The sequence below is a fragment of the Salarchaeum sp. III genome (assembly GCF_036418315.1).
Classification (GTDB): domain Archaea; phylum Halobacteriota; class Halobacteria; order Halobacteriales; family Halobacteriaceae; genus Salarchaeum.
Genome location: NZ_JAZHPG010000027.1, coordinates 670,517 through 695,959 on the forward strand (window position 1 = coordinate 670,517; position 25,443 = coordinate 695,959).

Here is a 25,443-nt window from a genome sequence, read left to right on the forward strand (position 1 = left end):
TTATGCGGGAGGCGTCCCTTTGTCCAGTATGGAGTTGCTCTCCGAGGACATCGTCCCTGAGTACGCCCGCGACGTGAAACACGAAGCCCGGGAGTTCGCGCAGGAGTACATCGCGCCGAACGCCGAGGAGTACTACCGAACCGGCGACTACCCCTGGGAGATTCTGGAAGCCGGCCAGGACGCCGGGTTGGTCGCACAGGACATCGGCGAGGAGTACGGCGGCCGCGGCCTCGACGTGGTGCAGATGCTCGCGATGGCGGAGGAGTTCTATCGTGCGGACGCCGGTATCGCGCTCACGCTCCAGCTCGCGTCGTTCGGCGCGGAGATGCTCGAACAGTACGGCACCGACGAACAGAAGGAGGAGTACCTCCGCCCGCTCGCGGAGGGCGAGCAGATTTCGGGGCTCGCGGTGTCCGAGCCCGACGTGGGGAGCGACCTCGCCGGCATGGAGACCACCGCGGAGAAAGAGGGCGACAAGTACGTGCTGAACGGCGAGAAGTACTGGATCGGGAACGGCGTGGAGGGGGACTGGATTACGGTGTACGCCAAAACGGCGGACACCGACGACCGCTACATGAACTACTCGCTGTTCATCGTCCCCACCGACGCCGTGGGGTACGACGCCGAGCACATCCCGGAGAAGATGGGGATGCGCGCGTCGAAACAGGCGCACATCGTCTTCGACGACTGCCGCATCCCCGAGGAGAACCTCATCGGCACCGAGGGCGGCGGGTTCATGATGCTCGCGGATTTCTTCAACCACGGCCGCATCGTCGTCGGCGGGCACGGCCTTGGACTCGCCGCCGCGGCGTTCGAGGAAGCCTGGGAGTTCGTGCACGAACGCGAGGAGTTCGGCCGCCACGTCAGCGACTTCCAGGCGGTGCAGCACGGACTCGCGGACATGCGCCTCGAATTCGAGGCCGCGCGCGCCCTGAACTACCGCGCCGCCGAGAAAGTCAGGGACTACGACAACCCCGGCCTCTGGGCCGCGATGGCGAAAACCAAGAGCACGGAGGTCGCCCGCGACAACGCCCAGCAGGGCATGCAGTTCCACGGCGGCCGCTCCATCCTCACCGACCGCCGCATCGCCAGGGTGTATCGGGACGTCCGCATCCCCGTCGTCTACGAGGGCGCGAACGAGATTCAGCGCAACCTCGTGTATCGGCAAAGCGGCGAGTAACACGAGGCGTTTTCCAGCCGTGATGTTCTCGGTTCGTTCGGCCGACGGTAAGGCTTATCCCGGAGTTTCGGTTACTCTCGGGTGATGACAGGCTGGGCGTGCGGTATCGGCGGCTGTGACGCGGTGTTCGGCGACGTGGAGTCGCTGCTCGCGCATCAGGCGACCGAGCACGAGCGTCACGAGTGCGCGGTCTGCGGGACGGTCGTCCCGGACGGCTTTTTCGCGATTCGGCATGTGTTCGACGAGCACACGCGCGCCGAGTTCGTGCGGGCGTACGACGCGGACTCGGACGACATCCGCGAGCGCGAGGACGTGAAGACTCGAATCGAGGACGAGGTGGAGGTCGGTGCGCTCCGGGAGCGTCTCGACCTCTAGGCGGCCACGCCGTTTTTCCGGTCGCGCGTTCTCGGATTCGGGTATGCGTGAGTCGTCAGAGGCCGTGTTGCGCGTGCTCTCACAGGCCGGCATCGCCGTCTCCCCGGGCGGTATCGCCGCGAACCTCCGGGAACTCTACGAGGTCGATGTTACGGAGTCAACGGTCGAGAACGCGCTCGGCGCGCTCGAGGACGAGAACTACGTCCGCGCGCTCGACGACACCCACTACCGCATCACCGACCACGGCCGGGACTACGTCGCGAGCGAATTCGGCGACGAGGCCCCCGGCTACGTCGAGTGAAACCTGGAGGAAAAACCGCGCTACCGTTCCTCGGAGTCGAGAACGCGAATCCGATGTCGCCCACTTTTTCCGCGCTCGCGGTGCTCGCACGGAAAACCTGGAGGAAAAACCGCGCTACCGTTCCTCGGAGTCGAGAACGCGAATCTGGTCGCCGCGGACGGTGACCGGAATCGGGACGGTGGCTTCGTAGAGTTCGACGGTGACCTGGTCTTTGCCTTCGTCGATGCGCTGGACCTGGGCTTTCTCGCCCTTGAACGGGCCGGCGATGAGTTCGACGATGTCGCCCTCCGCGATCCCCTCGACGTCGGGCTTGGGGCTGAGGAAGTGCTCGACTTCGCTGATGGAGGATTCGCCGGGAACGATACTGCGAGCGTGCGGAATCTCCTCCATCACGCGATTGAGGACGGCGGAGCCGTCGGCTTCGACCATCACGTAGCTCGTGAGGGACTCAGGGGAGAGCACGGCGTGAATCTCGGGTTCTTCGCGGTTCGCGATCATGCTCGCGACCGTCTGTTCCTGGCTGGCCGTGGTCTTCACTGCGTACACGCCCATCTCAGACACCCGGGATGACGCCCATCGTGACGCCGATGACGAAGCCCATCAGGCCGACGAAGAGGATGCCGGCGCCGGCGATGAGCGCGATTTGGGAGAACTCGTTCCACGACGGCGTGCTCGCGAGTTTGAGCACCCGCGTGTACGCGGAAGGCTCTAGGGGAACGTCCATACCCCCGATTCGGCGTCATCTCTTTTCTATCTATTGATGCGCGCTCCGAGGAGCGAAAAAGGCACTATTCGACGTAGTCGATGTCCTCGATGGCGCCCTCGCTCGTCTCCTCGTCGGGTTCGGCTTGCTCGCCGTTCCGACCGTAAATCTGGGGGCTTTCGACGCCGGTGACGACGACCATCGTGCGCATCGTGCCGTCGAGTTCCTCGTCGATGCTGGTCCCCCAGATGATGCGGGCGTCGGGGTCGATGCGGTCGTAGATCTCCTCGACGACGCCTTCGGCCTCTTCGATGCTCATGTCGGGGCCGCCGGTGACGTTCACGAGCGCGCTGTTCGCGCTGGAGATGTCCACGTCGAGGAGGGGTGAGCGGAGCGCGGATTTGACGGAGTCGACGGCTTTCGCGTCGGAGTCGGCTTCGCCCAGTCCGATCATGGCGACGCCGCCCTTCTCCATGACGGTGCGGACGTCGGCGAAGTCGAGGTTGACGAGGCCGGGTTTGGTGATGAGTTCCGTGATGCCCTTCACGGACCGCATGAGGACTTCGTCCGAAATCTTGAACGCCTGACGGACGGGGAGTTTGCCGACGGAGTCGAGGAGGCGGTCGTTCGGCACGACGATGACGGTGTCAGAAACGTCGCGGAGGCGTTCGAGACCGGCTTCCGCGTTCGTGCGGCGGACTTCGCCCTCGGCGGTGAACGGCGTGGTGACGATGCTGATGGTGAGCGCGCCGATTTCGCGGGCGGCTTTCGCGACGACGGGCGCGCTGCCGGTGCCCGTGCCACCGCCGAGGCCGGCGGTGACGAACACCATGTCCGAGCCGTCGAGCGCCTCAGAAATCTCGTCCTGGCTCTCGATGGCGGCTTCCTCGCCGACCTGGGGGAGCGACCCGGCGCCGCGGCCCTTCGTCTTCTCCTGTCCCATGAGGATTTTCACGTCGGCGTCGGTGTCGACGAGGTGCTGGACGTCGGTGTTCGCGGCGACGAGCTTCGCGCCGTGAATCCCCTCCTCGGCCATCCGGTTCACGGTGTTCGACCCCGCGCCGCCGCAGCCGACGACCGTGATGTTCGTCTGCAGTTCTTCGAGGACGTCCATCAGTTCCTCGTCGCTCATCCGACCGGACGCGTTCGCGGCGGACTCCGCTGCCGCGTTCGAGGCCTCGGGTTCCTCCTCGGCCTCGTCGATTGCGTCCTCTACGAGAGAGTCCATAGTTGGGTGATGGGTAAACGAACGAGCTTTAATTACCTTTCCCCCTCGCGTCAGACGACGGTCAGACGCCGTAGCGGACGGTTCGCTTCCGCGACACGTCCTCGGGTGCGACGCGCTCGCCGTCCACCTCGACCGGCTGGCCGCTCGCGAGTCGGCCGAACTTCGGGCCTTCGGGTACGCCGGCCTCCTGCGCGAGTTCGGGGTCGAAGGCCGTGTCGGTAACCGTCACCGCGTCGGCGTCGACCTCGACGTCGTCGTACTTCTCGCGGAGGAGCGCGGCGAGGCGTTCGACGTAGGCGTCGTAGGCGTCCCGGTCGTGGAACGCGCCGCGGCCTTCGACGCGGTTCCCGTTCTCCGTCGTCTCGTACGCGACGGTGTGGGCGCGCGCGGCGCGGCGGGCGCGCTCGGGGCTGACGCTGTGCGCGTCCGCCCAGAGGTCGTCCGGCAGGTCCGCGACGACGTACTCCTCGCTCGCGTTCTCGCCGAACCGCAGGCCGTCATCGACGTTCGCGAGCTCGGCTTCCAGCGTCTCCACGAGGTCGAGCGGGACGCCGTCGGTCTCCCGCACCCACGTCTCGCTCACGACCCGATACCCGAGGTCGTCGATGGTCGTTTCGAGCGCGGGTTTCTCGCCGTCCACGACCGCGTACTCGGTTCCGGTCGCCTCGAACGCCCGAGAAATGGTGTCTCGGTGCGCGTCGGGGTCGCCCATGTCGGCGAGACACCAGTCGGCCGCGATGTGCCCGAACCCCCAGTCGGTGTCCGCGACGATGCGCGTCGGCCGCGGGACGTAGTGCCCGCCGCCGAACCCGACGAGCGCCCGGCCGCCCCTGGGGGAGACGCCGTTCAGGTCGAGGATGGCCTGCGCGACCGCTCGCGCGGCCGAATCGTCCCGCCACTCGTCCTCGCTACTCCCGAGTTCCGCGAACAGCGACGGTGCGCCCACTTCGGTCGGGCCGTGGTGCGTGCACTCCATCCCGACCTCGTAGCTGTCGGGCGCGTGCTCGCGGAAGCCGTCGAGGAGTCTGCGGTGCGCCGCGGGCGCGGTCTCGGCGAGCGCGTAGTCGTCGCCGCCGAACTCGCCCGGCCCGAAGTTCCCGGTGTGGTGCGCGGTCAGTAGCGGCCCTGTCTCACCCGAGTGACGGGACGCGAACACCACGAGGTCGGGGTCAGAGAACGCCTCTGTGACCCCGTCGAGTTCGACGTGCCACTCGTCGAACTCCCGCAGTTCGAACCCGTCCCGGTGCCACGCGCCCCCGTCCTTCGTCCAGTCCGCGAGCGCCCGCAGTTGTTCGCCGATAGCGACGGACGCCTCGTCCGCGCGACTGACGACCACGCCTATCATTGTTCTCACTCTGGCGCGTCGGGCGCTTGAGCGCGTCGAAGTTTGGAAGGGCTTAACAGCGCCCTCCGGTAAGTCGAGCGCATGAGCGCTATTCCCGTTCTTCCGTTCCCTGCGGGCGTCGAACGCGGCATCCTCCTCCTCCTCTCGTTCGCGTTTCTCCTGCTCGGCGCGGAAGTGTTCACGAACAGCGTCGAGTGGCTCGGCCACCGCCTCGGCGTCTCCGAGTCCGCGACGGGCAGCATCCTCGCCGCGGTCGGCACCGCACTCCCCGAAACCCTCATCCCCGTCATCGCCATCCTCCAGGGCGGCGAGTCAGCGTCCCACGTCGGCGTCGGCGCCATCCTCGGCGCGCCGTTCATGCTCGCGACCATCGCGATGTTCCTCGTCGGTGTGAGCGTCTACTACTTCCGGACTCGCCGCGTCCACGGCCCCGAGCTCCACTTCAACGAGGCGACGACGCGCCGCGACCTCTCCTTCTTCCTCGTCGGGTACGTCATCGCGTTCAGCGCCGCGTTCGTCCCCGACAACGGCTTCGGCCTCGGTCAGGAGACCGTCCAGTACGTCTTCGGGGCCGCGCTCGTCCTCCTCTATATCGTCTACCTCTACCGGTCGCTCCAGGCGGGCGAACTCGTGGAGTCCGAAGATCTCGACGCCCTCCACTTCGGCCTCCTCTTCGAGCGGTTCGCCGCCCGCCTCGGCTACAACCCCCGCAAGCACGGCGAGAACCCCCACCTCTTCTTCGTCGCGTTCCAGACGCTGTTCGCGCTCGGCATCATCATCGGCGGCGCGCACCTCTTCGTCACCGAAATCGAGTGGGTGTCGCAGGAAGTCATCGACATCCCTGTCGCCATCGTCGCCTTGCTCATCGCGCCGCTCGCCACGGAACTCCCCGAGAAGTTCAACAGCGTGCTCTGGATAAGCCGGGACAAGGACACGCTCGCGCTCGGGAACATCACGGGCGCGATGGCGTTCCAGGGAACTCTCCCCGTCACGCTCGGCATCGTCTACACGGACTGGGACCTCACGCTCGCCTGGGGGACGACGGGCTTCCTGAACGCGTTCTCCGTCATCCTCGCCGTCATCTCGGGCGGCATCCTCTACGCTCGCGCCCGGAGCGCCCACAACGACCCGATGAGCTTCAAGCCGTTCCTGGTCGGCGGCGTCTTCTACGCGGCGTTCATCGCACTGCTCGTGTACTTCGTCGTGTTCCTCGGCATCACCACGGGAGGCCACTGATGGACGTCTACGGTCTCGTCGGGAACCCAGTCGGGCACTCGCTCTCCCCGCCGATGCACGAGGCGGCGTACGACGAGCTCGGCCTCGACGCCCGGTACGTCACGTTCGAACCCGCGGAATCCGACATCGCGGACGCCGTCGCGGGCGCGGACGCCCTCGGAATCTCCGGGCTGAACGTCACCATTCCCTTCAAGCAGGACGTACTCGACCTCGTGGACCCCGACCCGCTCGCCGAGCGCATCGGCGCCGTCAACACCATCGACTTCGCGGGCGACACGCCACGCGGGTACAACACGGACGCCGGCGGCGCGCGGCGCGCGCTCACCAGCCACGGCGTCGAACTCGCGGACGCGACCGCCGTGCTCGTCGGCGCGGGCGGTGCGGGCCGCGCGATTGCGTGCGCGCTCGCGGACGCCGGGGCCTCGGTCAGAATCGCGAACCGAACCGTCGAGACGGCCGAATCGCTCGCCGCGGACGTGGGCGACGCCGCGAGCGCGCACGCTCTCGACGCCCTCCCCGAACTGCTCGCCGACGCGGACGTGCTCGTGAACGCGACGAGCGTCGGCATGGACGAGGACGCGTCGCCCGTACCAGCCGACGCCCTTCACGCCGACCTCACGGTGATGGACGCGGTGTACAGCCCGCTCGACACCCGCCTCCTCCGGGACGCCCGCGAAGTGGGCGCGGAGACCATTGACGGCGCGTGGATGTTGCTCTACCAGGGCGTCGAGGCATTCGAGCGCTGGACGGGCCGGGACGCGCCCGTCGACGCGATGAACGCCGCACTGCGGGCAGGGCTTTAAGTGAGAGCCGGGCTTACGGCCGTTCAATGGGACTGCTATCCGCACTCAAATCGATGCTCGGACTGGAGTCGGACGAGTCCGGGCGTAACGGGAGCGTTGACGTAACTGTCGAACGCGAACGCGAGGACGAACCCGTGGCCGAGGAGACGGACGCGTCGGCGTCCACGGAGTCGCTCGTCGAGGACCACGTCGAGGAGGGCGAGAAGGTCGCGGAGTCGGAGCGTGCTGAGCCCGCAGAAGCGGGTGCAGGGCAGCCGGACGCCGAGGACGAAACCACGGACATCGACGAGGTCGAACCGGACGCGGAGAGCGAATCCGCACCTGACGAGGAGGGCGCGGAGGACGTGGAACTCCTGAAGGGGATCGGACCGGCCTACGCGGAACGCCTGCACGACGCGGGCGTCGAGACCGTCGCGGACCTCGCCGACGCCGACGCGGACGAACTCGGCGACGAAATCGACGTGTCGTCGTCCCGCGTCCAGCGCTGGATCGACCGCGCGCAGGAGCGACTACCCTAAGTTCGCGGCCCGCGATACAGCGTAGACGGCGAGCTCGTTCCCGCCGACGAGGCCTCGGTGAGCGTCCGGGACGGCGGATTCCAGTACGCCGCCGCCTTCGAGACGATGCGCGCCTACGACGGCCGCGTCTTTCGACTGGACGCCCACCTCGACCCCCTCGCGCACTCCTGTTCGCTCCTCGGCATCGACCACGGTATCTCCGCCGAGACCTTCCGCGAGCGCGTCCGGGGGATGCTCGACGCGAACGGTCTCGCCGAAGCGTACGTCAGACTCAGCGTCTCCCGCGGCGTCCAGCCGGGCAAGCTCGCCTCCGGTCTCGCGACCGACCCGACGGTCGTCGTGCAGGTGCGCGAACTCGGCCGCGGACCGACCTGGAACGCGCCCGCGACGCTCGAAACGTCGCCCGTGCAGCGACTCCCGGACGACGCGGTTCCCGCCGCCACGAAGACCCACAACTACCTCAACGGAACCCTCGCGCGCCGGAGCGTCGACGCCGACGAAGCCCTCCTCCTCGATTCCAGTGGGTTCGTCGCCGAGGGCGCGACGAAACGCCTTCTTCGTCCGAAATGGCGTCCTCCGCACGCCGAGCTTCGACGGTCCGATACTCCCCAGTGTCACCCGCGAGGTCGTTCTGGATATCGCTCGCGAACGCGACATTCCGGTAGAAACCGGCCGCTATGCCGCCAGCGACCTCCACGACGCGTACCGGGCTAGAACTCGACGTTCGACGTCGACGTGAGGTCCGTGGGGTCGGTCTCGATGCCGCCCTCGCGGACGAACGCGTACGCGTCGTCGGCGAGGTAGACAGCGTCGTTCCGCACTTCGACCTCGATTCGGTCGAGCTGTGCGCCCTCGCACGGACCGAACGTACAGACGCCGGTGTCTTGCTCGAACATCGCACCGTGGTTCGCGCAGACGAGTTCGCCGTGCCGGACCGGCGCGCCGCTCCCCTTGTCGAGGCGGATGTGCGTGAAGTGCATGCAGCGGTTCACGTACGCCTCGATACCGTCCTCGCTCCGTGTGAGAACCGCCTCGTCCTCGCCGTCCTCGCCTTCCACCGTGAACAGGAACGTCGAGTCCACGGGGACGTTCTCGGCCGCGGTGACGCGTTCGCCGTCGGTCATACGACTGCTCGCCGTCGCGCGAACTAACGTCCACCGATGGACACTAAGCACCGTCTCCCCAAACCCCGGTATGCCTGAGCGGACGACCCGCGAACGCATCGCCGACGCGCTCCGCGAGGACCCCGGGACGCCGAGTTCGCTCGCGACCGAGTTCGCCATCACCGCGCACGCCGCGCTCCGCCACGTCGAACACGTCGCGAAATCCCTCGACGGCACGGACGAAGAACTCCTCGTCCGCCCACCCGAATGCGAGGAATGCGGGTTCAACGACTTCGACGACCCGCTCAACCTCCCCTCACGCTGCCCCGAGTGCAAGCACGAGGGAATTGAGGAACCCGCGTTCAAGATAGCGTAGCGGTGCTGCGGCGGTGTGGTTGCGGCGAACTGCGGTAGGCGGTGCTGTTGCGCGACGAGGTAGTGTGGTGCGGTAGCGGCCGCGGAGGCGGCGCGGTCGCGATGCGGTCGCCGATTTTTCCTCCAGGTTTTGTAACGGGGCCGCGAAGCGGCCCCGACGCAAAAAGTGGAAGGAAAAAGACCTTACCGCGGCCGGGGTATCGGTGGGGTATGAAAGCTGTCGTTCTCGCTGGCGGGTATGCGACGCGGATGTGGCCGATTACGAAGCATCGGCCGAAGATGTTCCTCCCGGTTGGGGAGTCAACGGTTATTGACCGGATTTTCTCGGAGTTGGAGGCTGACGACCGCATCAGTGAGGTGTTCGTGTCGACGAACGAGCGGTTCGCGGATGATTTCGCGGACCATCTCCGGGCGGAGGGGTACGAGAAGACGACGCTCTCCATCGAGGATACGACGGAGGAGGACGAGAAGTTCGGTGTCGTGGGGGCGTTGAATCAGTTGTTCGAGCGGGAGGGCGTGGAGGAGGACACGCTCGTCATCGCGGGTGACAACCTCATCAGTTTCGAGGTTTCGGAGTTCCTGGATTTCTTCGAGGCGAAGGAGTCGCCGTCGCTCGCGGCGTACGATGTCGGGAGTAAAGAGCGCGCGAAGTCGTACGGGCTCGTGAACCTCGACGGTGACGAGGTCGTGGACTTCCAGGAGAAGCCCGCGGACCCGAAGAGCACGCTCGTCTCCATTGCGTGCTACGCGTTCCCCGCGGACACCATCCCGTCGTTCGGCGAGTACCTCGAGGCCGGCGAGAACCCGGACGAGCCGGGCTGGTTCATTCAGTGGCTCCAGAACCGCCAGTCCGTGCACGCGTTCACGTTCGAGGGCGCGTGGTTCGACATCGGCACGCCCGAATCCTACCTCGACGCGGTCGCGTGGACGCTCGACGGCGACAACCTCGTCGCCGACAGCGCCACGGTCGAGAACACCACGCTCGGCGACAACGTCCACGTGATGGACGGCGCCGAAGTCGTCAACTCCAGCCTCGACAACTCCATCGTTTTCCCCGACGCCACCATCCTCGACTGCGACGTCCGCGACTCCATCATCGACGAACAGACGCACGTCGCGAACATCGACTTCGCCGGCGCGCTCATCGGCGCGCACACCACGATATCGAACGGGAATTAGGTCGCGTCACCGAGTATTCCGACCCCCAAGACGACCAGAACGAAACCCACGATACGCGTTATCGCTACCGAGAGGTCGTTCAGCTCTACGTTCCTCGTTCGCTGTGTCGTTCCCCACGACTTCATCCACCGATTCAGGACGTCGATTACGGGGTGGTTTAGAAGCGAAAGCACCCCGAACACTATCACCAACGACCCTGCCACCAGTCCGAACACGTCACCCATTCATCGCGTGATACGGCGTTTCATCGTTTCACTCTTGCGTGGTCGCTGAACGGCGTTCCGCGCTCGATGTGGACTATTCGAGCCGCGCGTCCGTGATTTTGACGTGTCCGCGGTTGCCTTCCCAGACGGTGTCGTACTCTAGTTCGATTGCGTGGTCGAAGTGTGGGCCGTCGGTGACGAACGTCTCGAACTCGCCGCCTTCGCCGAGGAGGTGGACGCCGTACTCGTCGTGGAGGCCGCGGAGGTCGTCGAGCGCGTCGCGGTCGAGGGTTCGGCCGAGCCAGGATTCGTCCAGTCCGTAGGCGGCGACCTGGAGGATGGTGATTTCGAAGCCGGCGTCGAGCATCGCGCGGCCGAGTTCTTCGGGGTCTTCCTGCCAGAGCGGCGCGAACACCTCGCAGTCGAGGCGGTCCGCCATCGCCCGGATGCGGCTGGTCTGGTACTCGCTCTCGATGGCGCCGGCGGTGACGCCCGCGAGGCCGCCGTCGAGGCTGGGGGCGAGGTCGCGGAGCGCGGCCTCCAGTGGTTCGAGTTCGCGGTCGCCCTGCGCGCCCGAATCCTCGGCGTCGAGCGCGTCGAGGTCGCCGGGGTCGACGTTCACGAGCGGGATGCCGATGCTCTCCGCCGCGAGTTCGGTCAGGCTGGTCGCGGGAACGTGGTACATGTAGGAGTCCTCCTTGGGGTGGACGGTGAGGAGGCGGCCCACGTCGAGGCCGTCCTCGAGCGCGCGGTAGAGCGCCCAGTTCGAGTCCTTCCCGCCGGAGAACAACCCCACCCACTGGCCGTCGGTCATACTCGCGATTCGCGCTCGAGGGCTATATGGGTCGCGGACTCCCGTTACTCGTCGCCGAGGACGGCGCCGACGCGGATGCCGGCGAGGCTGACGAGCACGCCCGCGACGACGAAGACGGCGAGCCGTCCCTCCGGGGAGACGACGACGGGCGCGATGGAGAGCACGCCGAGGTCGACGCCGCCGACCGTGATGGAGTCGAGGACGGCGGCGCGTTCGAGGAAGTAGCCCGCGAACCCTCTGATGACGAGGCCGACGGCGACGACGCCGAACGGGAGGTTCACGTAGTTCGCGCTGAGGTCGTCCGCGCGAATGGACTCGTCGATGAGACGGCCGGTGCTGGCGGCGAGCGCGCCGAGAGCGAGCCAGGGGACGCTGTAGTACGCGAACGCCATCGCGGCGACGAACTCGCCGTCCATCGACGACATGTCGGAGACGCCGAGCGCGCCCGCGAACACGCCGATGAGCGCGAGGCCGGCGGCGACGACGTACGTGACGATGCTCACGCGGCCGGAGTAGAGGGCGTCGCGCGCCTGACTCGGGACGCCGCTGAGGGACTCGTCGATGTTCAGGCCCTTGTAGAGGAGGAAGACGCCGATAACGGCGGTGATGGCGGCGATGGCGACCGCGAGGCTGTTCGTGAGCGTGAGCAGTATCGGGAACACGAGCAGGACGACGCCGAGCGGAACGAGCACGGTGCCCCTGAGTTCTTCGTCGGCGAGGAACTGCTTCAGGAGGTAGTACGTGGACTCGATGTCGCGGGCCTGCCGGACGACGACGCGGTCCACGGAGTCGATGGGGAGGCGGCTCTCGACGATGGGGACGACGCGTTCGTCCTCCGCGCTGTCCACGACGAGGATGGCGGCGTCCGGGTCGTAGCGGTCGAGGAGGGCGTCCACTTGCTCGGCGATGGTGCGGTCCGCGCCGACGATGGAGTCCGCGTTCCCGGACACCACCGCGACCGTGGACTCCTCGCCGTCGTCTCGGAGGTCGCGGCTCACGCGGAGGCCTTCCAGCAGGCAGTTCACCGCGGAGTCCTCGGGGTCCGTGACGCCGTACTCCACGACGAGGGACTGCACGGCCTCCCAGCCGGCGACTGGGGGTGTGACGCCGGTCGCGCGCGGCACCGCGCCCGACCGGTCGAGACAGAGGACCAGCGTGTGCATTCAGCTACGTAGAGGATGCACACCCCCCGGTAAAAACCTCCCGTCTACTTGAACTCGAACCCGAGGCCGTCCGCGCCGACCGTGCTCGCGAGTCCCGCGCCGAACGCGTACGCGAGCGACTGCGCGCCGAACCGCACTCGGGACGCGAGCCCGCGCTGCGGTTCGAACTCCCGCGTCTCCACGCCGACGCCGAGCTCCGATTCGAGGTAGTCGTCCACGGCGTCCCGCGTCCCGAGTTCGTCCACCAATCCGAGTTCCTCCGCGTCCTCCCCGAGGTAGACGCGGGCTTCCGTGTCCCGAACCGTCTCCTCGTCGAGGTCGCGGCCCTCCGTCACGCGTTCCACGAACTCGTCGTAGTAGCCGTCCACGATACCCTGGAGGTACTCGCGCTCCTTCTCCTCCATCTCCTTGAGCGGAACGCCGGCGTCCTTGTACTCGCCCGCCGTGAACTGCTCGTAGGAGAGGCCGATTTTGTCCATCAGCTCCGATGCGTTCGGCCGCGACCCGACCACGCCGATAGACCCGACGATGCTGCCGTCCCGCGCGAAGATGCGGTCGCAACCGGACGCGATCCAGTACCCGCCGCTCGCGCACGTGTCCGTCGCGTACGCCACCGTCGGCCCGTCGAACTCGTCTGCCGCGTTCCGGATGTCGTCGCTCGGCACGACCTCGCCGCCCGGCGTGTTCAGCCGCACGACGAGCGCGTCCACGTTCCCGTCGGCGTCCGCGCGCTCCATCTGTTCGACGATTGCGTCCGCGGGCGTCGTCCCCGGTTGCATCGGCACGGAACTCCCGCCGTCCCGCGTAATCGGGCCCTCGACGCCCACCTCGGCGACGTTGTACGGCGCGAACACCGACCCGGCGACGTTCGCGCCCAGTCGCCCCACCGCGACGGCGACGACGATGGCGAGCACGATACCGAGCAGGCGCGCGAGACTCTCGTCCGCGCCCACGACGAACACCATCCAGCCGGCGACCGCGCCCACGACGAGCGCGAGCACGAACAGCGCCAGCCGACCGAACCGCTTGAATGCAGTATCCATACCGACACGACACGCCCGGGCGTGTTAAAAACTCACCAGTCCGGCCGCACCGCTACGCGGTCGAGAAAACGGGAGAAAATATCGGAGAGCCGACTATAGGAGGCCGGACTTCTGGAGCTTCCGGAGGTCCTCGGTGTCGAGGGTTTCGCCCTCCTGGAACCGCTCGTAGATGTCCTCTGCCTCTTCCTTCGCTTCCTGGCGCTTCGCCTCGCGCTGGGTCTGCTTCTCCTCTTCTTCTTCCTTGTCGAGCTCGCGCAGGCGCTTCTGCACGCGAACGAAGGCCTCGTGGTGGGCGTCGGCGGCCTCCTGGGCCTCGACGAACGCCTCGTGCTTCTCGTCGGCCTCGTCACGGATGTCGTCGGCCTCCCGGTAGGCCTCGATCATCTCGTTGTGGTGCTTCTGCGCGCGGTCGGCGAGCTCCGTCACCTTCTCGTGGTGCTTCGACGCCTCGGCGCGGACTTCCTCCGCCTCCTCGACGAGCTCGTCGAGCCCCTCGGTCTGGTCGAGCTTCTCCTTGCGCGTCTGGTACTCCTCGCGCTTCTGCTCGATCTTCTCGATGAGCTCGCGCTCGTCCTCCGTCGAGAGGACTTCGGTCTGCTGCTTGAACTCGAGCTGCTCGATTTCCTCCTTGAGCTCTTCGAGGTCCTTGCCCTCGTCGAGTTCGAGGTCGGACTTCTGCTCTTCGACCTCCTCGAAGAGCTCGTTCGCTTCCGCGTTGAGCTCGTTCCGGATTTCCTTGTGCTCCTGCACGCGCTCGTTGAGTTCGTCGCGGTCCTCGCGATGTTCCTGGGCCGCGTCGACTTTCTCGCGCGTCTTCGCGTTCAGCTCGTCGCGCTTCGATGCGCGCGAGGATGCGAGTTGGTTGAGCTCGTTCCGTCGGTCACGGAACTGGCCGGCTTTCTTGATAAGCTGGCCTTTGGATTTGTTCTCGAGTTCTTCGTCAGTAATCAGCTCGTCCGCGGACGACACGTCGATAGTTTCTTGTTCTACCATTGTTCAAACCTCGGTTCCATTCCGCCGCTGTGCGCCACACAGGCGTCGCTCGCGAGTTGCTGCGAATCGTCGTAAGTGAAAACGGCCTGTCATTCTCGAGCGGTGCTGGTGAACGCTGGGGCGTTCAGGTATCACCTAGTACCTCCCATAGACATTTAAAATTTGCCCTCTCCTGGGGTGTGCAAACAGCTACCACGAGGCCGCTTGCGGGACTCTACCACGGTTTCGCTGAATCCGCGCACACATAAAGACCTTCAAGTACGAGAGGGAGTGAACGCGGGTATGGAAGAAGTCGTGCACGCCCACGGCCACGAGAACGTCTCCGCCGAACACGCGAGCACGTTCGAGGTCACGACCGACGACTACCTCACGCCCGCCGGCGACTGCATCCTCGCTATCGACGCCGACCGCGCCCCCAGCGACTTCTCGCGCGAGTTCGTCGACGCCTGCCGGGACGAGAGCGCGGCCATCACCGCCGTCCTCGAAACGCCCGACGAACGCGTCACAATCACGGGCCGCGGCCACCCCGACCTCGCGTTCGAGAACCAGCGCGGGCACGTCGGCCGCACCAGCACCTACGTCGACGACCGCACCGTCATGGTGGACGCCGACGCCGCGGCCACCGACCTCCCCCGCGACTTCGTCACCTCACTCGCGGACGGCGCGCCGCTCACGATGACGCTCCGCGTCGAGTAACCCCGAACGGCTCTGTTGAACTCCTATCGACCCACCATTTGTCTCGGTGGACTAGCCGTTAGGTAGGTGTGCGAACCTAACAGACCTATCAGTCGCTATCTTCCTGGTTCCCACGAGCGGGCCTGCCAGTATTGTCTGAATCGGACGCCTGCCACAATTCCAACTCCAAGATATGCGATAGCCCATATTACGGGTTCATTGCCACGAAGCGCGTAGATCACACCAAGCAAGCCGCTTAGTGCTAGCACTCCAAACATCAGCGCAAGAGTAGTCGCAGTATATCCTCGAATGAGAATATAGCCTGCTCCAAGGATAGCGGCAACCCCGATGAAAAGGAATGGAAGACGCTCAAAGTACCCGTACCACACGGCTATGAAACCGATGACGACCAGCGCATACGGCGTATACCGGAGGCGTGCTTTACGGGAACTCATAACGGATTTCAACAGAGTTATTTCACTTGTTATTATTGCTGGTTTCGGAGTCTCGACCGTATCCAGCGTCCCACAGTCGGTACGCTTCCGGATCGTAGTTATCCCTATCAGGGGGTATCTCTCGAATCACGAATTCAACGATCCCTGAGACGATCATCCCAGCGACTAACAGCCAGAACCACGGAAGGTCGGACAGGAACCCAAGCCCGCCCACGGTTACAATCGCAGCGACGAGCGTGATCCAGTGGTCTTCGTTCAGGAGTATCTTGGAACTCATGCTAGCAACCGTCCACCGATGCGTCAGCGGGGACGTCTTCAACTTGTGTTCTCGTTCGTATATCCTCACCCATCGTTAGTACGTTCACAGTGCGGTGGATCTCCCGAACCGTGAGTGCGGGTTTCGTTGCGATGAATGTGACATCGATTATACGCACCCCACGAATACGACCGCAATATGCCAGAGAGTGATGCAGAGATGCGACGCCTTCTCGAACGGCGCTCGCCCGTACTCGCCACCTTACAGACAGCCCCCGCTCGCAAACCGGAGCTCGTCGCCGAACTCGAGAGTTCGCGTTCGACAGTTGACCGTGCAATCACCGAACTCACCGAGGCTGGCCTCGTCGAAAAAGACGGCTCGGAGTACACGATGACGACCGCCGGTCGGCTTGCACTTCGGGAGTATAGAGAGTACGAGCGGGCGACGGATGCGGTTTCGTTGACGACTGCGTTCGTCAATCACCTTCCGCGGGACGCACCGGTCTCTACGAGTCTCCTGGAGGGTGCGTCCGTCACGATGGGAGCGGATCACGCGCCGGACCAGGCGCTCAAACCCAGCAACGAACTGTTTCAGCGCGCGACGCGGATGCGAGGGCTTGCACCGGTCGTGCTCAGCTTCTACCCGAGTCTCCTCGCAGAGCGACTCGGCGAAGGCGATTTGACCGTCGAGATCGTCGCCGAGCCGGACGTGCTCGAAGCCCTTCCATCGCTTCCGGAGTTCGGGACGGAGCCTCTCTCCGAAGTGGACGGATTGGAACTCTACGAGAGTGACCAGGAACTCCCCTACGCACTGTGGATAATGGACACGCCGGAATCGAGCTACGCCGGTATCACCGCCTACGACGGTGGGGGTGTCGTTGGCGTACTCATCAACGAGGTAGAGGAGGCCGTACAGTGGGCCGAAGACCAGTATGCACAGTATAGAGAGGGGGCAGACGAAATATCGACAGCTGAGTTGTAGTAAATTCTGAGCACGCGGGATGTTTCAACGTGATTGGTAGAACTATTTCACATGGGTTTTTTCCGAGTGTACACTGCCAGGAGCGCCAGTAGCGACTATAGTCCAATTGGCTGGGGGTGTTATCGCTATACTCAGTGGTCCCTTTCTTCGAGCTGTACTGCGTCAATCAAACGCGGCGCAGTAACTCACTATAGTTTGAACGCTAACACTAAACTGGAGGTCAGTTCGCACACCTACCCAACAGCTGTTTCAGCGGGAAAATTGTCGAGACACTCGGATTTCAACGGCACTCCCGAACCACTTTCCTCGCCGCACACGAAGACGTGGGTATGAGCGACGAGCCAGCCGAGAACATCTCCGGCGGCGACGCCGGTGGCGGACGGGCGGCTGCGTTCGACCCCGGCGACGCCACCTCCCGCGTCGAGGTGTTCACTGACCGCCTCGGCGAACGCTACTGGCAGAAGACGTACGGCGGCCAGGACGCCTTCGAGTGCCTCGTCCGCACGATCCTGAGTCAGAACACGTCCGACAAGGCGAGCCAGCCCGCCCACGACGACCTGATGGCGCGCTACGCGACCGACGGCGGCGACCTCGCCCGCGCGCTCGCGAACGCCGAGCAGGACGAACTCGCGGACACCATCTCCGCCGCGGGTCTCTACAACCAGAAGTCGGAGACCATCATCCGGCTCGCGGCCCGCGTCGTCGAGGAGTACGGGGGCGCCGCGGGGTTCGACGAGTTCGTGAAATCCGAATCGCCCGACGACGTTCGGGACGCCCTGCTCGACATGAAGGGCGTCGGCCCGAAGACGGCGGACTGCGTCCTCCTCTTCGCGGGCGGTCGAGACGGCGTCTTCCCCGTGGACACGCACGTCCACCGCATCGCGCGCCGGATGGGGTTCGCGCCGCCGGACGCCGACCACGAGGACGTGCGGCAGGTGATGGAGGCCGAGGTGCCGGAGTCGAAGTGCGGGTTCGGGCACACGGCGATGATTCAGTTCGGCCGCGAGTTCTGCACCGCCCGCAAGCCCGCGTGCCTGGAGGGGCCGGAGGCGTGCCCGATGAGCGACATCTGCGACCAGGTCGGCGTCTATCCGCACGACGGCGACGTACTCGACCCGAGCGAGACCTAGAACCCGAGGAAGGCGGGGACGAGCACCGGGACGAGCGAGGAGAGCACCGCGCCGTTGACGAACGCGGGGACGACCGCGCCGTTCCCCGCGGAGTCCTTGACCGCGGGAAGGGTCACGTCCATCGTGGTCGCGCCGCCGGGCGCGATGGCGGCCGCGCGGCCGAAGTGCCGGACGACGAACGGGAGGCTGGCGAGCGCGAGCGCCTCCCGGAAGACGTTCGCGAGGAACGCGAGCGACCCGAGGTGGACGCCGGCCGCGTCGGTGATGAGGACGGCGGAGAGGCTGTACCAGCCGAACCCAGCGCCGACGGCGGCGGCCGCAGTACCGCTCATTCCGAGAGCGACGCCGACCGCGAGCGCGCCCGCCACGCTCCCGACGGCGATGGACGCGGGGAGTGCGAGGATGGGGACGCCGAGGCGCTTCACTTGCGCGAGGAGCGCGCCGTCCGCGCCGAGGCCGACGCCGACGGCGAACAGCAGGCCGGCGAGCGCGAGCGTCGTCGCGCGCTCGACCAGCAGGAGGCTCCCCGCGGGAAGCACCGTCGCACCGACGACAGCGCCGGCGACGAGCGCGCCGAGCACGAGCGCGGTGAGCGTTCGGGAGTCGCCGTCACCCGAGTCCACGTCGCCGGGCGAGTCGAACGACGGGAGGAACCCCCGGATGGCGTACGCGCAGGCGACGCTGCCGACGACGCTACCGAGCGCGAGCACGAACGCGTACGCGCCGATTTGCCCGAGGTTCGAGACGACGGCGTCGCTCGCGCCGAGGCGCACTCCCATCAGGAAGAGGAGAACGACGAGACCCAGGGAGAGCAGACGGCCGGCGTGCCGGGCGGCGCGCACGCCGCCGAGCCGTCCAGTCGCCACTCCGGCGAGGAGGGCGGCGAACACGGTGAACATACTCGAACGAGATGCAAGACGGGGAAATAGTCGTCGTTCACGCCGCCGCCGTGCGGTGGTTTCGCGTGCGAACGTTCCTCAGAGGTAGCCTTCGGACGCGAGTCGCTCGACGGCTTCCTCGATGCGGTCCTTGCTCGCGGCGTAGGAGATGCGGGCGTAGCCCGGCGTGCCGAACGCGCTCCCGGGAACGGTGGCGACGTGCGCGTCCTCCAGGGCGTTCGTGCACCACGCCTGGTCGTCCTCGTCCACCGGCAAGAGCATGTAGAACGCGCCCTCGGGTACGGACACGTCCACGCCGTACTCGGAGAGCAGTTCGACGAGGTAGTCGCGGCGCTCCTCGAAGGCGGCAGCCATCTCGGTCACGGCGTCGTCCGTGTGTTCGAGGGCTTCGACGCCCGCGTGCTGGACGAAGTTCGTCGCGGAGGAGACGGAGTGCGAGTGCACCTTCCCCGCCTGCGACACCGTGCCCTCGGGCGCGGCGAGGTAGCCGAGCCGCCAGCCGGTCATCGAGTACGCCTTCGAGAAGCCGTTCACGGTGACCGTGCGCTCGAACATCCCGTCCAGACTCCCGAGCGAGACGTGTTCCGCGCCGTAGTTGATGTGCTGGTAGATTTCGTCTGAGATGACGGTGATGTCGTGGTCGACCGCGAGGTCGCGCACGCCCTCCATCGCTGCGCGGGAGAACACCGCGCCGCTCGGATTGCTCGGGCTGTTCAGGACGAGGAGTTTCGTGTCGTCGGAGACGGCCGCGGCGAGTTCCTCCAGCGCGGGTTCGAGCTGGAAGTCGTGCGGCGCGAGGTTCACGCGGGTGAGGTCGCCGCCCGCTATCTTCGCCATCGCCTCGTAGGACACCCACGCGGGGTCGAGCAGGACGACCTCGTCGCCCTCGTCCACCAACGCTTGGAACGTCTCGAAGAGCGCCTGCTTCGCGCCGGGCGTGACGATGACGTTGCTCGGCTCGTACGGCAGGCCGTCGTCGTTCAGCTTCGACGCGATAGCCTCCTTCAGTTCCGGAATCCCGTTCGACGGCGCGTAGCCCGTGTGGCCGGCTTCGAGGGCGTCCTCCGCGGCCTCCACGACGTTCTCGGGCGTGGGGAAGTCGGGTTCGCCGACGGAGAGGTCGACGACGTCCTCCCCCTGTGCTTCCAGTTCGCTTGCGAGGTTCGACACCGCGAGGGTGGCGCTCGGTTCGACTCGTTCGACGCGGTCTGCGTACTCGGTCATTGTAGTTCCTCAGCGAGGTGAATCGCGCTCTCGACGGCCTCCCGACCCTTCTCCACGCGCTCCCGGGCTTCCGCACCGCTCATCCCGGGACCGCTCACGCCGAACGCGACCGGCGTATCCCGCTCCAGGCTCACGTCCGTGAGCTTCTGGGCGGTCGCGTGCGCGATGACCTGGTCGTGGTCGGTGTCACCGGTGACGATAGCGCCGACGACCGCGACGGCGTCCACGTCGTCCCGGCGCGCGAGGCGATCCGCGGCGAGCGGCGCGTCGTACGCCCCCGGCACGGGAACCGTCTCGACGACGTCCGCGCCGTCGTCCGCAGCGGCGTCCCGCGCCGCCTCCGCCATCCCGTCGGTGACACTGCTGTTGAACTGTGCGACCACGAGGCCGAGAGAGACCATGCCGGAGAGAGCGCGGGACGGGGCTTAGTGCTACCGTCTTCGGAAAGTCTTTGCCCCGCCCCACACGTGGCTTCGGTATGCTTCCGTCCCGCCTCGGCCGCCGACGCGTCGTCGCCGGCCTCCTCGCCCTCACCGCGGCCGCCCTCCTCGTGCGGTTCTGGGCGCTCGGCCTCCGCACGTTCCACTGGGACGAGGGCCGCGTCGGCTACTGGATACTCCGCTACGTCGAGACCGGACACTACGACTACGAACCCATCATCCACGGCCCCTTCCTCTACCACGTCAACAAGTACGTCTTCGGGCTGTTCGGCGCGACCGACGCCACCGCCCGCGCCATCGTCGCGCTCGTCGGCGGTCTCCTCCCGCTCACCGCGTGGCTGTTCCGTGACCACCTCACCGACACCGAAGTCCTCGGGTTCGCGGGCTTCCTCGCCATCAACCCCGTCCTCGTCTACTACAGCCGCTTCATGCGGAACGACGTGCTGGTCGCCGCGTTCAGCCTGCTCGCGCTCGGCCTGGTCGTCCGCGCGCTCGCCACCGGCCGCCGCTGGTACTGGCCCGCCGCCACCGTCGCGCTCGCCCTCGCGTTCACCACGAAGGCGAACGCCCTCCTCTACCTCGTCTGCTGGGCGGGCGCGCTCCTCCTCGTCGCCGACCACCGCGTCCTCGGCGGGGACGAGGGCTGGGTCGCCGACCTCCGGGCGTGGCTGTGGGACGCCACAGACGCCGCCGTCGACTGGCTCGACGGCCTCCGCGACCCCGACCAGCGCGACGGCTCCCTCCCCGACCACCTCGTCGCGGGGTTCGACGCGCTCGCGAACGGCGCGCTCGGTAAGTACCTCCCGCGCGCCGTCGGCCTCGGCGTCCTCTTCGCGGTCGTCACCGCGTTCTTCTTCGCGCCACGGCCCGGCCTCCTGCACGCCTTCACGAGCCTCGACGGCTTCGAGGCCGCGACTCTCGGCGCGTTCGAGGAGATGTTCTCCGTCTGGGGCGGCGGCCACGAACACAGCTACGTCGAGTACCTCGAACTCGCCGTCCGCGCGCATGCCGCGGTCGCCCTCCCGCTCAGCGCGTTCGCCGTCCTCGGGTTCGTCTACGACCGCTACTGGCTCGGCCGCCGCGACCTCGTGGAGTTCTGCGCGTACTGGGGGCTGTTCAGCGTCGTCGGCTACCCCATCGTCACCGACATCGCCGCGCACTGGTCGCTCGTCCACGCGATGGTGCCGCTCGCCGTCCCCGCGGCCGTCGGCGTCGGCTGGGTGGCCGAGAAGGGCGTCGGGTTCTGGCGGCAGGGCGACCGCGTCGGCGGGACCGTCGCGGTCGTCGTCCTGCTCTGCGTCGCCGGCTACGCGGGCGCGACCGCCTACCAGACCTCGTACACGAACGCCGCGGACGCCGACAACTCCCTCGTCCAGTACGGTCAGCCCGGCATCGACGACGCGCTCCTCACCGACCTCGACGCCGCGGTGAGCGGGGGCGAGGACACCGTTCTGTTCTACGGCGAGCACTTCCACACCACGACCGACCCCTCACCCCACCTCGTCGACGGCACCCGCGAACCACAGCACTGGACGTACCGCCTCCCCCTCCCCTGGTACCTCGAACGCTACGGCGCCAACTCGGAGAGTACGCTCTCCGTCGACGAGGTCGAAGCCCAGCAACCGCCCGTGGTCGTCGCGCTCGCCGACACGTACGACGACCTGAACCCCGCTCTGGAGAACTACACGGCCTACACGTACCGCATGACCTCGACGGACACGCCGACCGTGTTCTGGATTCGAAACGATACGCACGAACCTGCCTAATTCGCGAGCGAGTTCGACAACTCTTATGCAGGAGTGAGGACAGCTATCGGGTGATGGCTTCGCTCGTCCCCGGTGGCACGCTCGGCGTCGTCGGCGGCGGCCAACTCGGCCGGATGCTCGCGGAGGCCGCGAGCCCGCTTGGCGTCGACGTGGTCGTCCTCGACCCGACGCCCGACTGCCCCGCCTGTCCGCCCGCGACAGACCAGCTCGTCGCCGATTTCGACGACCCCGCCGCGCTCGAATCGCTCGCCGAGCGCGCGGACGTGGTGACGTACGAGATAGAGCTGGCGGACGCGGACGCGCTCGAATCGCTCGACGCGCCCGTCCACCCCGCGCCCGACTCCCTGCGGACGACGGGCGACAAACTCGCGGAGAAGCGCGCGCTCGCCGACGCCGCCCTCCCCGTCCCCGCGTTCCGCGAGGTACACTCGGAGGCCGACCTCCGCGACGCGTTCGACGACCTCGGCAGCCCCCTCATGCTGAAGGCGCGCCGCGGCGGCTACGACGGCCGCGGGAACCACGTCGCCGCCACCGTCTCCGACGCCGCCGGCTACTTCGACGACCTCACCGGCCTCGTCGCGGAGGAACTCGTCGACTTCGAGCGGGAACTCTCCGTCATCGGCGTTCGCGGTGACGGTGAACGCGACGCCTTCCCCGTTGTCGAGAACGTCCACGAGGACGAAATCCTCCGCGAGACGATTGCGCCCGCCCGCACCGACGACGCCACCGTCGAACGCGCCCGCGAGGTCGCGCTGGACGTGCTCGACGCGCTCGACGGCCGCGGCGTCTTCGGCATCGAACTGTTCGAGGTGCAGGCGTCCGGTTCGGACGGCGAGCTTCTCGTGAACGAGATTGCGCCCCGGCCGCACAACTCGGGCCACTACACCATCGAGGGCGCGCACACCTCGCAGTTCGAGCAGCACGTGCGCGCCGTGCTCGGCCTGCCGCTCGGCTCCACCGAACTCCGGGGGCCGACGGCAATGGCGAACATACTCGGAACCGGCGCGGAACGTCCCGCGACCCTCGCCGGCGCGGACGAGGCGCTCGGCGTGGAGACGGCAGCGCTCCACTGGTACGGAAAGAAACAGGTGCGGCCCCTGCGGAAGATGGGGCACGTCACCGCGAGCGGCGACGACACCGAGACCGCGCTTTCCCGCGCGCGAACCGCCCGCGACGCACTCGAATTCAAATGACCGTTCAGGACCTCATCGACTTCTTCGAGACGGACGCCGCATCGGAGCGCGAACACACGCCGGACGTGGGTATCGTGATGGGGTCGGACTCCGACCTCGACACGATGGCCGGCGCCGTCGAGGCGCTCACGGACCTCGGGTTCGCGGAGGAGACCGACCCCGAGAACCCGCCCGAGGGCTACTCGTTCGAGACGTGGGTGGTGTCCGCGCACCGGACGCCCGACCTCATGTACGCGTACGCCGACACCGCCGGCGACCGCGGCCTCGACGTCATCATCGCCGGCGCGGGCGGGAAGTCCGCGGACCTCCCGAACATGACCGCGTCCATCGCGTACCCTGTCCCCGTTATCGGCGTGCCCGTGCAGGAGAAGTCCGTGGACTCCGTTATCGGGATGCCGACCGGCGCGCCGCTCACCGCCGTAGACGCTGGGAAGTCCTACAACGCGGGGCTGTCCGCCGCGCAGATTCTCGCACGCTCCGACAGCGACCTCGAAGCACGCCTCCGCGACCTCCACGACGCCCGCCGCGCCGGCGTCGCCGAGGTCTCCCGCGACCTCCACGACCGCGGCGTCGAGGGCTTCCGCGAGCGCCGCGACGACTGAGCGAACCCGCCCGTTCGAGACGGCGCGAAACGCCCGTATACGCCGTCGTTCGCCCGCCGATGGAAGAATCAACGTTTATAGGTGTGGCGGATGAATCGACAGACGATACGGAGTTATGAATACCTGGATCGCCATCGGCGCGCTGGCGGCTGTCGGCGTCATCATCCCTCTCTCGATGGTGGCTGTCTCCACCCTGCTACGCCCCAGTGTGCCCGAACAAGGGAAACGCGCCGCGTTCGAGAGCGGCGAGGTTCCGACCGGGAGCACGCGTCTTCGGTTCAACATCCAATACTACATGGTCGCGTTGCTGTTCGTCGTCTTCGACATCGAGACCGTGCTCATTCTCCCCTGGACCGTCATCTATCGGTCCGCGGTCGACAGTCAGGGCCTCGTTGCCGCGCTCGCACCCATGCTCGTCTTCATCGGCGTTCTCGTCATCGGACTTGTGTGGGCGTGGCGGAACGGCGCGGTGAGTTGGGTGCGGAACCCACGGTACGAGTACAAGCATGAGTAGTGACACGCCACGGGACGCGATAGCCGAGAGCACAGTACCGCAGACCAAGACCCGCGAGGCCCGCATGGGCGAGGGCGTCGACGACCGCTTCAACTCGAAACTGCGCGAAGCGCTCGGCACCTCCCCGTTCATCCTCACGAAGTTCGATAAGTTCATGGACTGGGTTCGCGGGAACTCGATGTTCATGCTGCAGTTCGGTATCGCCTGCTGCAGCATCGAGATGATGCACACGTACGCGGTCAAGCACGACCTCGACCGCTTCGGGTCCGGCGTGCCGCGCGCCAGCCCCCGGCAGGCCGACGTGATGATCGTGCCGGGGACCATCGTCTCGAAGTTCGCGCCGCGCATGAAGCGCGTCTACGACCAGATGCCTGAGCCGAAGTTCGTCGTCGGCATGGGCTCCTGCACGATTTCGGGCGGCCCGTTCCAGGAGGGCTACAACGTCCTCAAGGGCGCGGAGGAGGTCATCCCCGTGGACATCCACGTCCCCGGGTGTCCGCCCCGCCCCGAGGCGCTCGTCTACGGCGTCGTGAAGCTTCAGGAGCGCGTGATGAACGGCGAGAGCTCGCCTGTCACGGTCAAGCCGTACGAACTGGAGGAGTTCGGCGACCTCGACCGGGACGAACTCGTCCAGGAACTCGCGGGCGAGATAGACGAGGAGACGCTCGTCATGCGGTACAACTGGGCTGACTCGCCATGACGGAGGGAGACCGATGAGCCAGGCCGACGAATCCACTGACGAGGAG

The 25,443-nt window shown here is 66.8% G+C and carries 30 protein-coding genes and 1 pseudogene; 17 read left to right on the plus strand and 14 right to left on the minus strand.

The features are described from left to right. Positions 1-28 precede the first annotated feature (28 nt). The 3 genes from U3A55_RS14365 (at position 29) to U3A55_RS14375 (ending at position 1,856) form a co-directional block, all read left to right on the plus strand. Positions 29-1,180 (plus strand): acyl-CoA dehydrogenase family protein, encoded by a 1,152-nt coding sequence (locus tag U3A55_RS14365; protein ID WP_330992184.1) that lies wholly within the window; start codon positions 29-31, stop codon positions 1,178-1,180. An 84-nt stretch (positions 1,181-1,264) separates the two neighbouring features. After that, complete coding sequence (locus tag U3A55_RS14370; protein WP_330992185.1) at positions 1,265-1,555, plus strand: DUF7565 family protein; 291 nt, start codon at positions 1,265-1,267, stop codon at positions 1,553-1,555. Between the two features lie 43 nt (positions 1,556-1,598). Next, positions 1,599-1,856 carry a hypothetical protein gene (locus U3A55_RS14375; RefSeq protein WP_330992186.1) on the plus strand — a complete coding sequence of 86 codons (258 nt, stop codon included), beginning with the start codon at positions 1,599-1,601 and terminating at the stop codon, positions 1,854-1,856. Between the two features lie 114 nt (positions 1,857-1,970). On the opposite strand, the gene U3A55_RS14380 is transcribed toward U3A55_RS14375, so the two are convergent. From U3A55_RS14380 to U3A55_RS14395, 4 genes are all read right to left on the minus strand, one after another. Next, positions 1,971-2,408 (minus strand): transcription elongation factor Spt5, encoded by a 438-nt coding sequence (locus tag U3A55_RS14380; RefSeq protein ID WP_330992187.1) that lies wholly within the window; start codon positions 2,406-2,408, stop codon positions 1,971-1,973. A gap of 1 nt (position 2,409) precedes the next feature. Beyond that, positions 2,410-2,580, minus strand: a complete 171-nt coding sequence (locus U3A55_RS14385; RefSeq protein ID WP_330992188.1) for a protein translocase SEC61 complex subunit gamma — start codon at positions 2,578-2,580, stop codon at positions 2,410-2,412. Between the two features lie 64 nt (positions 2,581-2,644). Next, positions 2,645-3,787 (minus strand): cell division protein FtsZ, encoded by a 1,143-nt coding sequence (gene ftsZ / locus U3A55_RS14390; RefSeq protein WP_330992189.1) that lies wholly within the window; start codon positions 3,785-3,787, stop codon positions 2,645-2,647. A 61-nt stretch (positions 3,788-3,848) separates the two neighbouring features. Beyond that, entirely contained in the window at positions 3,849-5,132 is a 1,284-nt protein-coding gene (locus U3A55_RS14395; protein WP_330992190.1) for a D-aminoacyl-tRNA deacylase, read from the minus strand. 81 nt (positions 5,133-5,213) lie between these two features. On the opposite strand from U3A55_RS14395, the gene U3A55_RS14400 reads away from it, so the two are divergent. The 4 genes and pseudogenes from U3A55_RS14400 to U3A55_RS14415 all read left to right on the plus strand — a co-directional run bounded on the left by U3A55_RS14400 (position 5,214) and on the right by U3A55_RS14415 (position 8,428). Then, positions 5,214-6,368 carry a sodium:calcium antiporter gene (locus U3A55_RS14400; protein WP_330992191.1) on the plus strand — a complete coding sequence of 385 codons (1,155 nt, stop codon included), beginning with the start codon at positions 5,214-5,216 and terminating at the stop codon, positions 6,366-6,368. After that, the gene (locus U3A55_RS14405) at positions 6,368-7,171 is read left to right on the plus strand and encodes a shikimate dehydrogenase (protein WP_330992192.1); all 804 of its coding nucleotides are present in this window, start codon (positions 6,368-6,370) and stop codon (positions 7,169-7,171) included. Before U3A55_RS14400 ends, U3A55_RS14405 begins: the two co-directional genes overlap by 1 nt. A 26-nt stretch (positions 7,172-7,197) precedes the next feature. Next, positions 7,198-7,689, plus strand: a complete 492-nt coding sequence (locus U3A55_RS14410; protein WP_330992193.1) for a helix-hairpin-helix domain-containing protein — start codon at positions 7,198-7,200, stop codon at positions 7,687-7,689. Between the two features lie 105 nt (positions 7,690-7,794). Continuing rightward, positions 7,795-8,428, plus strand: a pseudogene (locus tag U3A55_RS14415) (aminotransferase class IV). On the opposite strand, the gene U3A55_RS14420 reads toward U3A55_RS14415, so the two are convergent. Continuing rightward, positions 8,400-8,813 (minus strand): Rieske (2Fe-2S) protein, encoded by a 414-nt coding sequence (locus U3A55_RS14420; RefSeq protein WP_330992194.1) that lies wholly within the window; start codon positions 8,811-8,813, stop codon positions 8,400-8,402. The pseudogene U3A55_RS14415 and the gene U3A55_RS14420 sit on opposite strands and share 29 nt — an antisense overlap. 70 nt (positions 8,814-8,883) lie before the next feature. On the opposite strand from U3A55_RS14420, the gene U3A55_RS14425 reads away from it, so the two are divergent. Further along, complete coding sequence (locus tag U3A55_RS14425) at positions 8,884-9,168, plus strand: transcriptional regulator (RefSeq protein WP_330992195.1); 285 nt, start codon at positions 8,884-8,886, stop codon at positions 9,166-9,168. A 209-nt stretch (positions 9,169-9,377) separates the two neighbouring features. Further along, the gene (locus U3A55_RS14430) at positions 9,378-10,346 is read left to right on the plus strand and encodes an NDP-sugar synthase (protein WP_330992196.1); all 969 of its coding nucleotides are present in this window, start codon (positions 9,378-9,380) and stop codon (positions 10,344-10,346) included. Here U3A55_RS14430 and U3A55_RS14435 read toward each other — a convergent pair. From U3A55_RS14435 to U3A55_RS14455, 5 genes are all read right to left on the minus strand, one after another. Further along, positions 10,343-10,570, minus strand: coding sequence for a hypothetical protein (locus tag U3A55_RS14435; RefSeq protein ID WP_330992197.1), 228 nt, complete (start codon positions 10,568-10,570; stop codon positions 10,343-10,345). The genes U3A55_RS14430 and U3A55_RS14435 overlap by 4 nt on opposite strands. Positions 10,571-10,643: 73 nt before the next feature. Next, positions 10,644-11,363, minus strand: a complete 720-nt coding sequence (locus U3A55_RS14440) for a diphthine--ammonia ligase (protein ID WP_330992198.1) — start codon at positions 11,361-11,363, stop codon at positions 10,644-10,646. A gap of 44 nt (positions 11,364-11,407) precedes the next feature. After that, the gene (locus tag U3A55_RS14445; RefSeq protein WP_330992199.1) at positions 11,408-12,526 is read right to left on the minus strand and encodes a DUF373 family protein; all 1,119 of its coding nucleotides are present in this window, start codon (positions 12,524-12,526) and stop codon (positions 11,408-11,410) included. Between the two features lie 44 nt (positions 12,527-12,570). Continuing rightward, the gene (sppA, locus tag U3A55_RS14450; RefSeq protein ID WP_330992200.1) at positions 12,571-13,569 is read right to left on the minus strand and encodes a signal peptide peptidase SppA; all 999 of its coding nucleotides are present in this window, start codon (positions 13,567-13,569) and stop codon (positions 12,571-12,573) included. 93 nt (positions 13,570-13,662) lie between these two features. Beyond that, positions 13,663-14,562, minus strand: coding sequence for a coiled-coil protein (locus U3A55_RS14455; RefSeq protein ID WP_330992201.1), 900 nt, complete (start codon positions 14,560-14,562; stop codon positions 13,663-13,665). A 282-nt stretch (positions 14,563-14,844) separates the two neighbouring features. Between U3A55_RS14455 and U3A55_RS14460 the strand changes: the two genes are divergently transcribed. Continuing rightward, positions 14,845-15,258: a DUF371 domain-containing protein gene (locus U3A55_RS14460; protein WP_330992202.1), complete on the plus strand. Its 414-nt coding sequence runs from the start codon at positions 14,845-14,847 to the stop codon at positions 15,256-15,258. A gap of 456 nt (positions 15,259-15,714) precedes the next feature. On the opposite strand, the gene U3A55_RS14465 is transcribed toward U3A55_RS14460, so the two are convergent. Beyond that, positions 15,715-15,969, minus strand: coding sequence for a hypothetical protein (locus U3A55_RS14465; RefSeq protein WP_330992203.1), 255 nt, complete (start codon positions 15,967-15,969; stop codon positions 15,715-15,717). 177 nt (positions 15,970-16,146) lie between these two features. On the opposite strand from U3A55_RS14465, the gene U3A55_RS14470 reads away from it, so the two are divergent. Both U3A55_RS14470 and U3A55_RS14475 read left to right on the plus strand, forming a co-directional pair. Continuing rightward, a complete protein-coding gene (locus U3A55_RS14470; protein WP_330992204.1) occupies positions 16,147-16,929 on the plus strand; it encodes a helix-turn-helix transcriptional regulator in 783 nt (260 codons plus the stop codon). A gap of 329 nt (positions 16,930-17,258) precedes the next feature. After that, a complete protein-coding gene (locus U3A55_RS14475; protein WP_330992205.1) occupies positions 17,259-18,059 on the plus strand; it encodes an endonuclease III domain-containing protein in 801 nt (266 codons plus the stop codon). Here the strand turns inward: U3A55_RS14475 and U3A55_RS14480 are convergent. The 3 genes from U3A55_RS14480 to ribH all read right to left on the minus strand — a co-directional run bounded on the left by U3A55_RS14480 (position 18,056) and on the right by ribH (position 20,583). Next, a complete protein-coding gene (locus U3A55_RS14480) occupies positions 18,056-18,958 on the minus strand; it encodes a lysine exporter LysO family protein (protein WP_330992206.1) in 903 nt (300 codons plus the stop codon). The genes U3A55_RS14475 and U3A55_RS14480 overlap by 4 nt on opposite strands. 78 nt (positions 18,959-19,036) lie before the next feature. Further along, positions 19,037-20,182 (minus strand): pyridoxal phosphate-dependent aminotransferase, encoded by a 1,146-nt coding sequence (locus tag U3A55_RS14485; protein ID WP_330992207.1) that lies wholly within the window; start codon positions 20,180-20,182, stop codon positions 19,037-19,039. Continuing rightward, entirely contained in the window at positions 20,179-20,583 is a 405-nt protein-coding gene (gene ribH / locus U3A55_RS14490) for a 6,7-dimethyl-8-ribityllumazine synthase (protein WP_330992208.1), read from the minus strand. Before ribH ends, U3A55_RS14485 begins: the two co-directional genes overlap by 4 nt. Positions 20,584-20,660: 77 nt before the next feature. On the opposite strand from ribH, the gene U3A55_RS14495 reads away from it, so the two are divergent. The 5 genes from U3A55_RS14495 to U3A55_RS14515 all read left to right on the plus strand — a co-directional run bounded on the left by U3A55_RS14495 (position 20,661) and on the right by U3A55_RS14515 (position 25,397). Further along, positions 20,661-22,388 (plus strand): flippase activity-associated protein Agl23, encoded by a 1,728-nt coding sequence (locus U3A55_RS14495; protein WP_330992209.1) that lies wholly within the window; start codon positions 20,661-20,663, stop codon positions 22,386-22,388. A gap of 53 nt (positions 22,389-22,441) precedes the next feature. Continuing rightward, on the plus strand, positions 22,442-23,581 hold the full coding sequence (locus tag U3A55_RS14500) for a 5-(carboxyamino)imidazole ribonucleotide synthase (protein ID WP_330992210.1): 1,140 nt from the start codon (positions 22,442-22,444) through the stop codon (positions 23,579-23,581). Beyond that, on the plus strand, positions 23,578-24,183 hold the full coding sequence (gene purE, locus U3A55_RS14505; RefSeq protein WP_330992211.1) for a 5-(carboxyamino)imidazole ribonucleotide mutase: 606 nt from the start codon (positions 23,578-23,580) through the stop codon (positions 24,181-24,183). Before U3A55_RS14500 ends, purE begins: the two co-directional genes overlap by 4 nt. A 115-nt stretch (positions 24,184-24,298) precedes the next feature. Continuing rightward, entirely contained in the window at positions 24,299-24,697 is a 399-nt protein-coding gene (locus tag U3A55_RS14510; protein WP_330992212.1) for an NADH-quinone oxidoreductase subunit A, read from the plus strand. Beyond that, positions 24,690-25,397, plus strand: a complete 708-nt coding sequence (locus tag U3A55_RS14515; RefSeq protein WP_330992213.1) for an NADH-quinone oxidoreductase subunit B — start codon at positions 24,690-24,692, stop codon at positions 25,395-25,397. The genes U3A55_RS14510 and U3A55_RS14515 overlap by 8 nt, the downstream gene beginning before the upstream one ends. Positions 25,398-25,443: the final 46 nt, after the last annotated feature.

What these genes read in the sequence shown, in the direction of transcription:
- purE (WP_330992211.1), top strand. Translation starts at nt 23,578, where the DNA reads ATGACCGTTCAGGACCTCATCGACTTCTTCGAGACGGACGCCGCATCG.
- ftsZ (WP_330992189.1), bottom strand. Translation starts at nt 3,787, where the DNA reads ATGGACTCTCTCGTAGAGGACGCAATCGACGAGGCCGAGGAGGAACCC.
- sppA (WP_330992200.1), bottom strand. Translation starts at nt 13,569, where the DNA reads ATGGATACTGCATTCAAGCGGTTCGGTCGGCTGGCGCTGTTCGTGCTC.
- U3A55_RS14405 (WP_330992192.1), top strand. Translation starts at nt 6,368, where the DNA reads ATGGACGTCTACGGTCTCGTCGGGAACCCAGTCGGGCACTCGCTCTCC.
- U3A55_RS14370 (WP_330992185.1), top strand. Translation starts at nt 1,265, where the DNA reads ATGACAGGCTGGGCGTGCGGTATCGGCGGCTGTGACGCGGTGTTCGGC.
- ribH (WP_330992208.1), bottom strand. Translation starts at nt 20,583, where the DNA reads ATGGTCTCTCTCGGCCTCGTGGTCGCACAGTTCAACAGCAGTGTCACC.
- U3A55_RS14375 (WP_330992186.1), top strand. Translation starts at nt 1,599, where the DNA reads ATGCGTGAGTCGTCAGAGGCCGTGTTGCGCGTGCTCTCACAGGCCGGC.
- U3A55_RS14400 (WP_330992191.1), top strand. Translation starts at nt 5,214, where the DNA reads ATGAGCGCTATTCCCGTTCTTCCGTTCCCTGCGGGCGTCGAACGCGGC.
- U3A55_RS14475 (WP_330992205.1), top strand. Translation starts at nt 17,259, where the DNA reads ATGAGCGACGAGCCAGCCGAGAACATCTCCGGCGGCGACGCCGGTGGC.
- U3A55_RS14510 (WP_330992212.1), top strand. Translation starts at nt 24,299, where the DNA reads ATGAATACCTGGATCGCCATCGGCGCGCTGGCGGCTGTCGGCGTCATC.
- U3A55_RS14385 (WP_330992188.1), bottom strand. Translation starts at nt 2,580, where the DNA reads ATGGACGTTCCCCTAGAGCCTTCCGCGTACACGCGGGTGCTCAAACTC.
- U3A55_RS14460 (WP_330992202.1), top strand. Translation starts at nt 14,845, where the DNA reads ATGGAAGAAGTCGTGCACGCCCACGGCCACGAGAACGTCTCCGCCGAA.
- U3A55_RS14395 (WP_330992190.1), bottom strand. Translation starts at nt 5,132, where the DNA reads ATGATAGGCGTGGTCGTCAGTCGCGCGGACGAGGCGTCCGTCGCTATC.
- U3A55_RS14495 (WP_330992209.1), top strand. Translation starts at nt 20,661, where the DNA reads ATGCTTCCGTCCCGCCTCGGCCGCCGACGCGTCGTCGCCGGCCTCCTC.
- U3A55_RS14455 (WP_330992201.1), bottom strand. Translation starts at nt 14,562, where the DNA reads ATGGTAGAACAAGAAACTATCGACGTGTCGTCCGCGGACGAGCTGATT.
- U3A55_RS14470 (WP_330992204.1), top strand. Translation starts at nt 16,147, where the DNA reads ATGCCAGAGAGTGATGCAGAGATGCGACGCCTTCTCGAACGGCGCTCG.
- U3A55_RS14380 (WP_330992187.1), bottom strand. Translation starts at nt 2,408, where the DNA reads ATGGGCGTGTACGCAGTGAAGACCACGGCCAGCCAGGAACAGACGGTC.
- U3A55_RS14430 (WP_330992196.1), top strand. Translation starts at nt 9,378, where the DNA reads ATGAAAGCTGTCGTTCTCGCTGGCGGGTATGCGACGCGGATGTGGCCG.
- U3A55_RS14480 (WP_330992206.1), bottom strand. Translation starts at nt 18,958, where the DNA reads ATGTTCACCGTGTTCGCCGCCCTCCTCGCCGGAGTGGCGACTGGACGG.
- U3A55_RS14435 (WP_330992197.1), bottom strand. Translation starts at nt 10,570, where the DNA reads ATGGGTGACGTGTTCGGACTGGTGGCAGGGTCGTTGGTGATAGTGTTC.
- U3A55_RS14445 (WP_330992199.1), bottom strand. Translation starts at nt 12,526, where the DNA reads ATGCACACGCTGGTCCTCTGTCTCGACCGGTCGGGCGCGGTGCCGCGC.
- U3A55_RS14425 (WP_330992195.1), top strand. Translation starts at nt 8,884, where the DNA reads ATGCCTGAGCGGACGACCCGCGAACGCATCGCCGACGCGCTCCGCGAG.
- U3A55_RS14500 (WP_330992210.1), top strand. Translation starts at nt 22,442, where the DNA reads ATGGCTTCGCTCGTCCCCGGTGGCACGCTCGGCGTCGTCGGCGGCGGC.
- U3A55_RS14365 (WP_330992184.1), top strand. Translation starts at nt 29, where the DNA reads ATGGAGTTGCTCTCCGAGGACATCGTCCCTGAGTACGCCCGCGACGTG.
- U3A55_RS14485 (WP_330992207.1), bottom strand. Translation starts at nt 20,182, where the DNA reads ATGACCGAGTACGCAGACCGCGTCGAACGAGTCGAACCGAGCGCCACC.
- U3A55_RS14440 (WP_330992198.1), bottom strand. Translation starts at nt 11,363, where the DNA reads ATGACCGACGGCCAGTGGGTGGGGTTGTTCTCCGGCGGGAAGGACTCG.
- U3A55_RS14465 (WP_330992203.1), bottom strand. Translation starts at nt 15,969, where the DNA reads ATGAGTTCCAAGATACTCCTGAACGAAGACCACTGGATCACGCTCGTC.
- U3A55_RS14410 (WP_330992193.1), top strand. Translation starts at nt 7,198, where the DNA reads ATGGGACTGCTATCCGCACTCAAATCGATGCTCGGACTGGAGTCGGAC.
- U3A55_RS14420 (WP_330992194.1), bottom strand. Translation starts at nt 8,813, where the DNA reads ATGACCGACGGCGAACGCGTCACCGCGGCCGAGAACGTCCCCGTGGAC.
- U3A55_RS14515 (WP_330992213.1), top strand. Translation starts at nt 24,690, where the DNA reads ATGAGTAGTGACACGCCACGGGACGCGATAGCCGAGAGCACAGTACCG.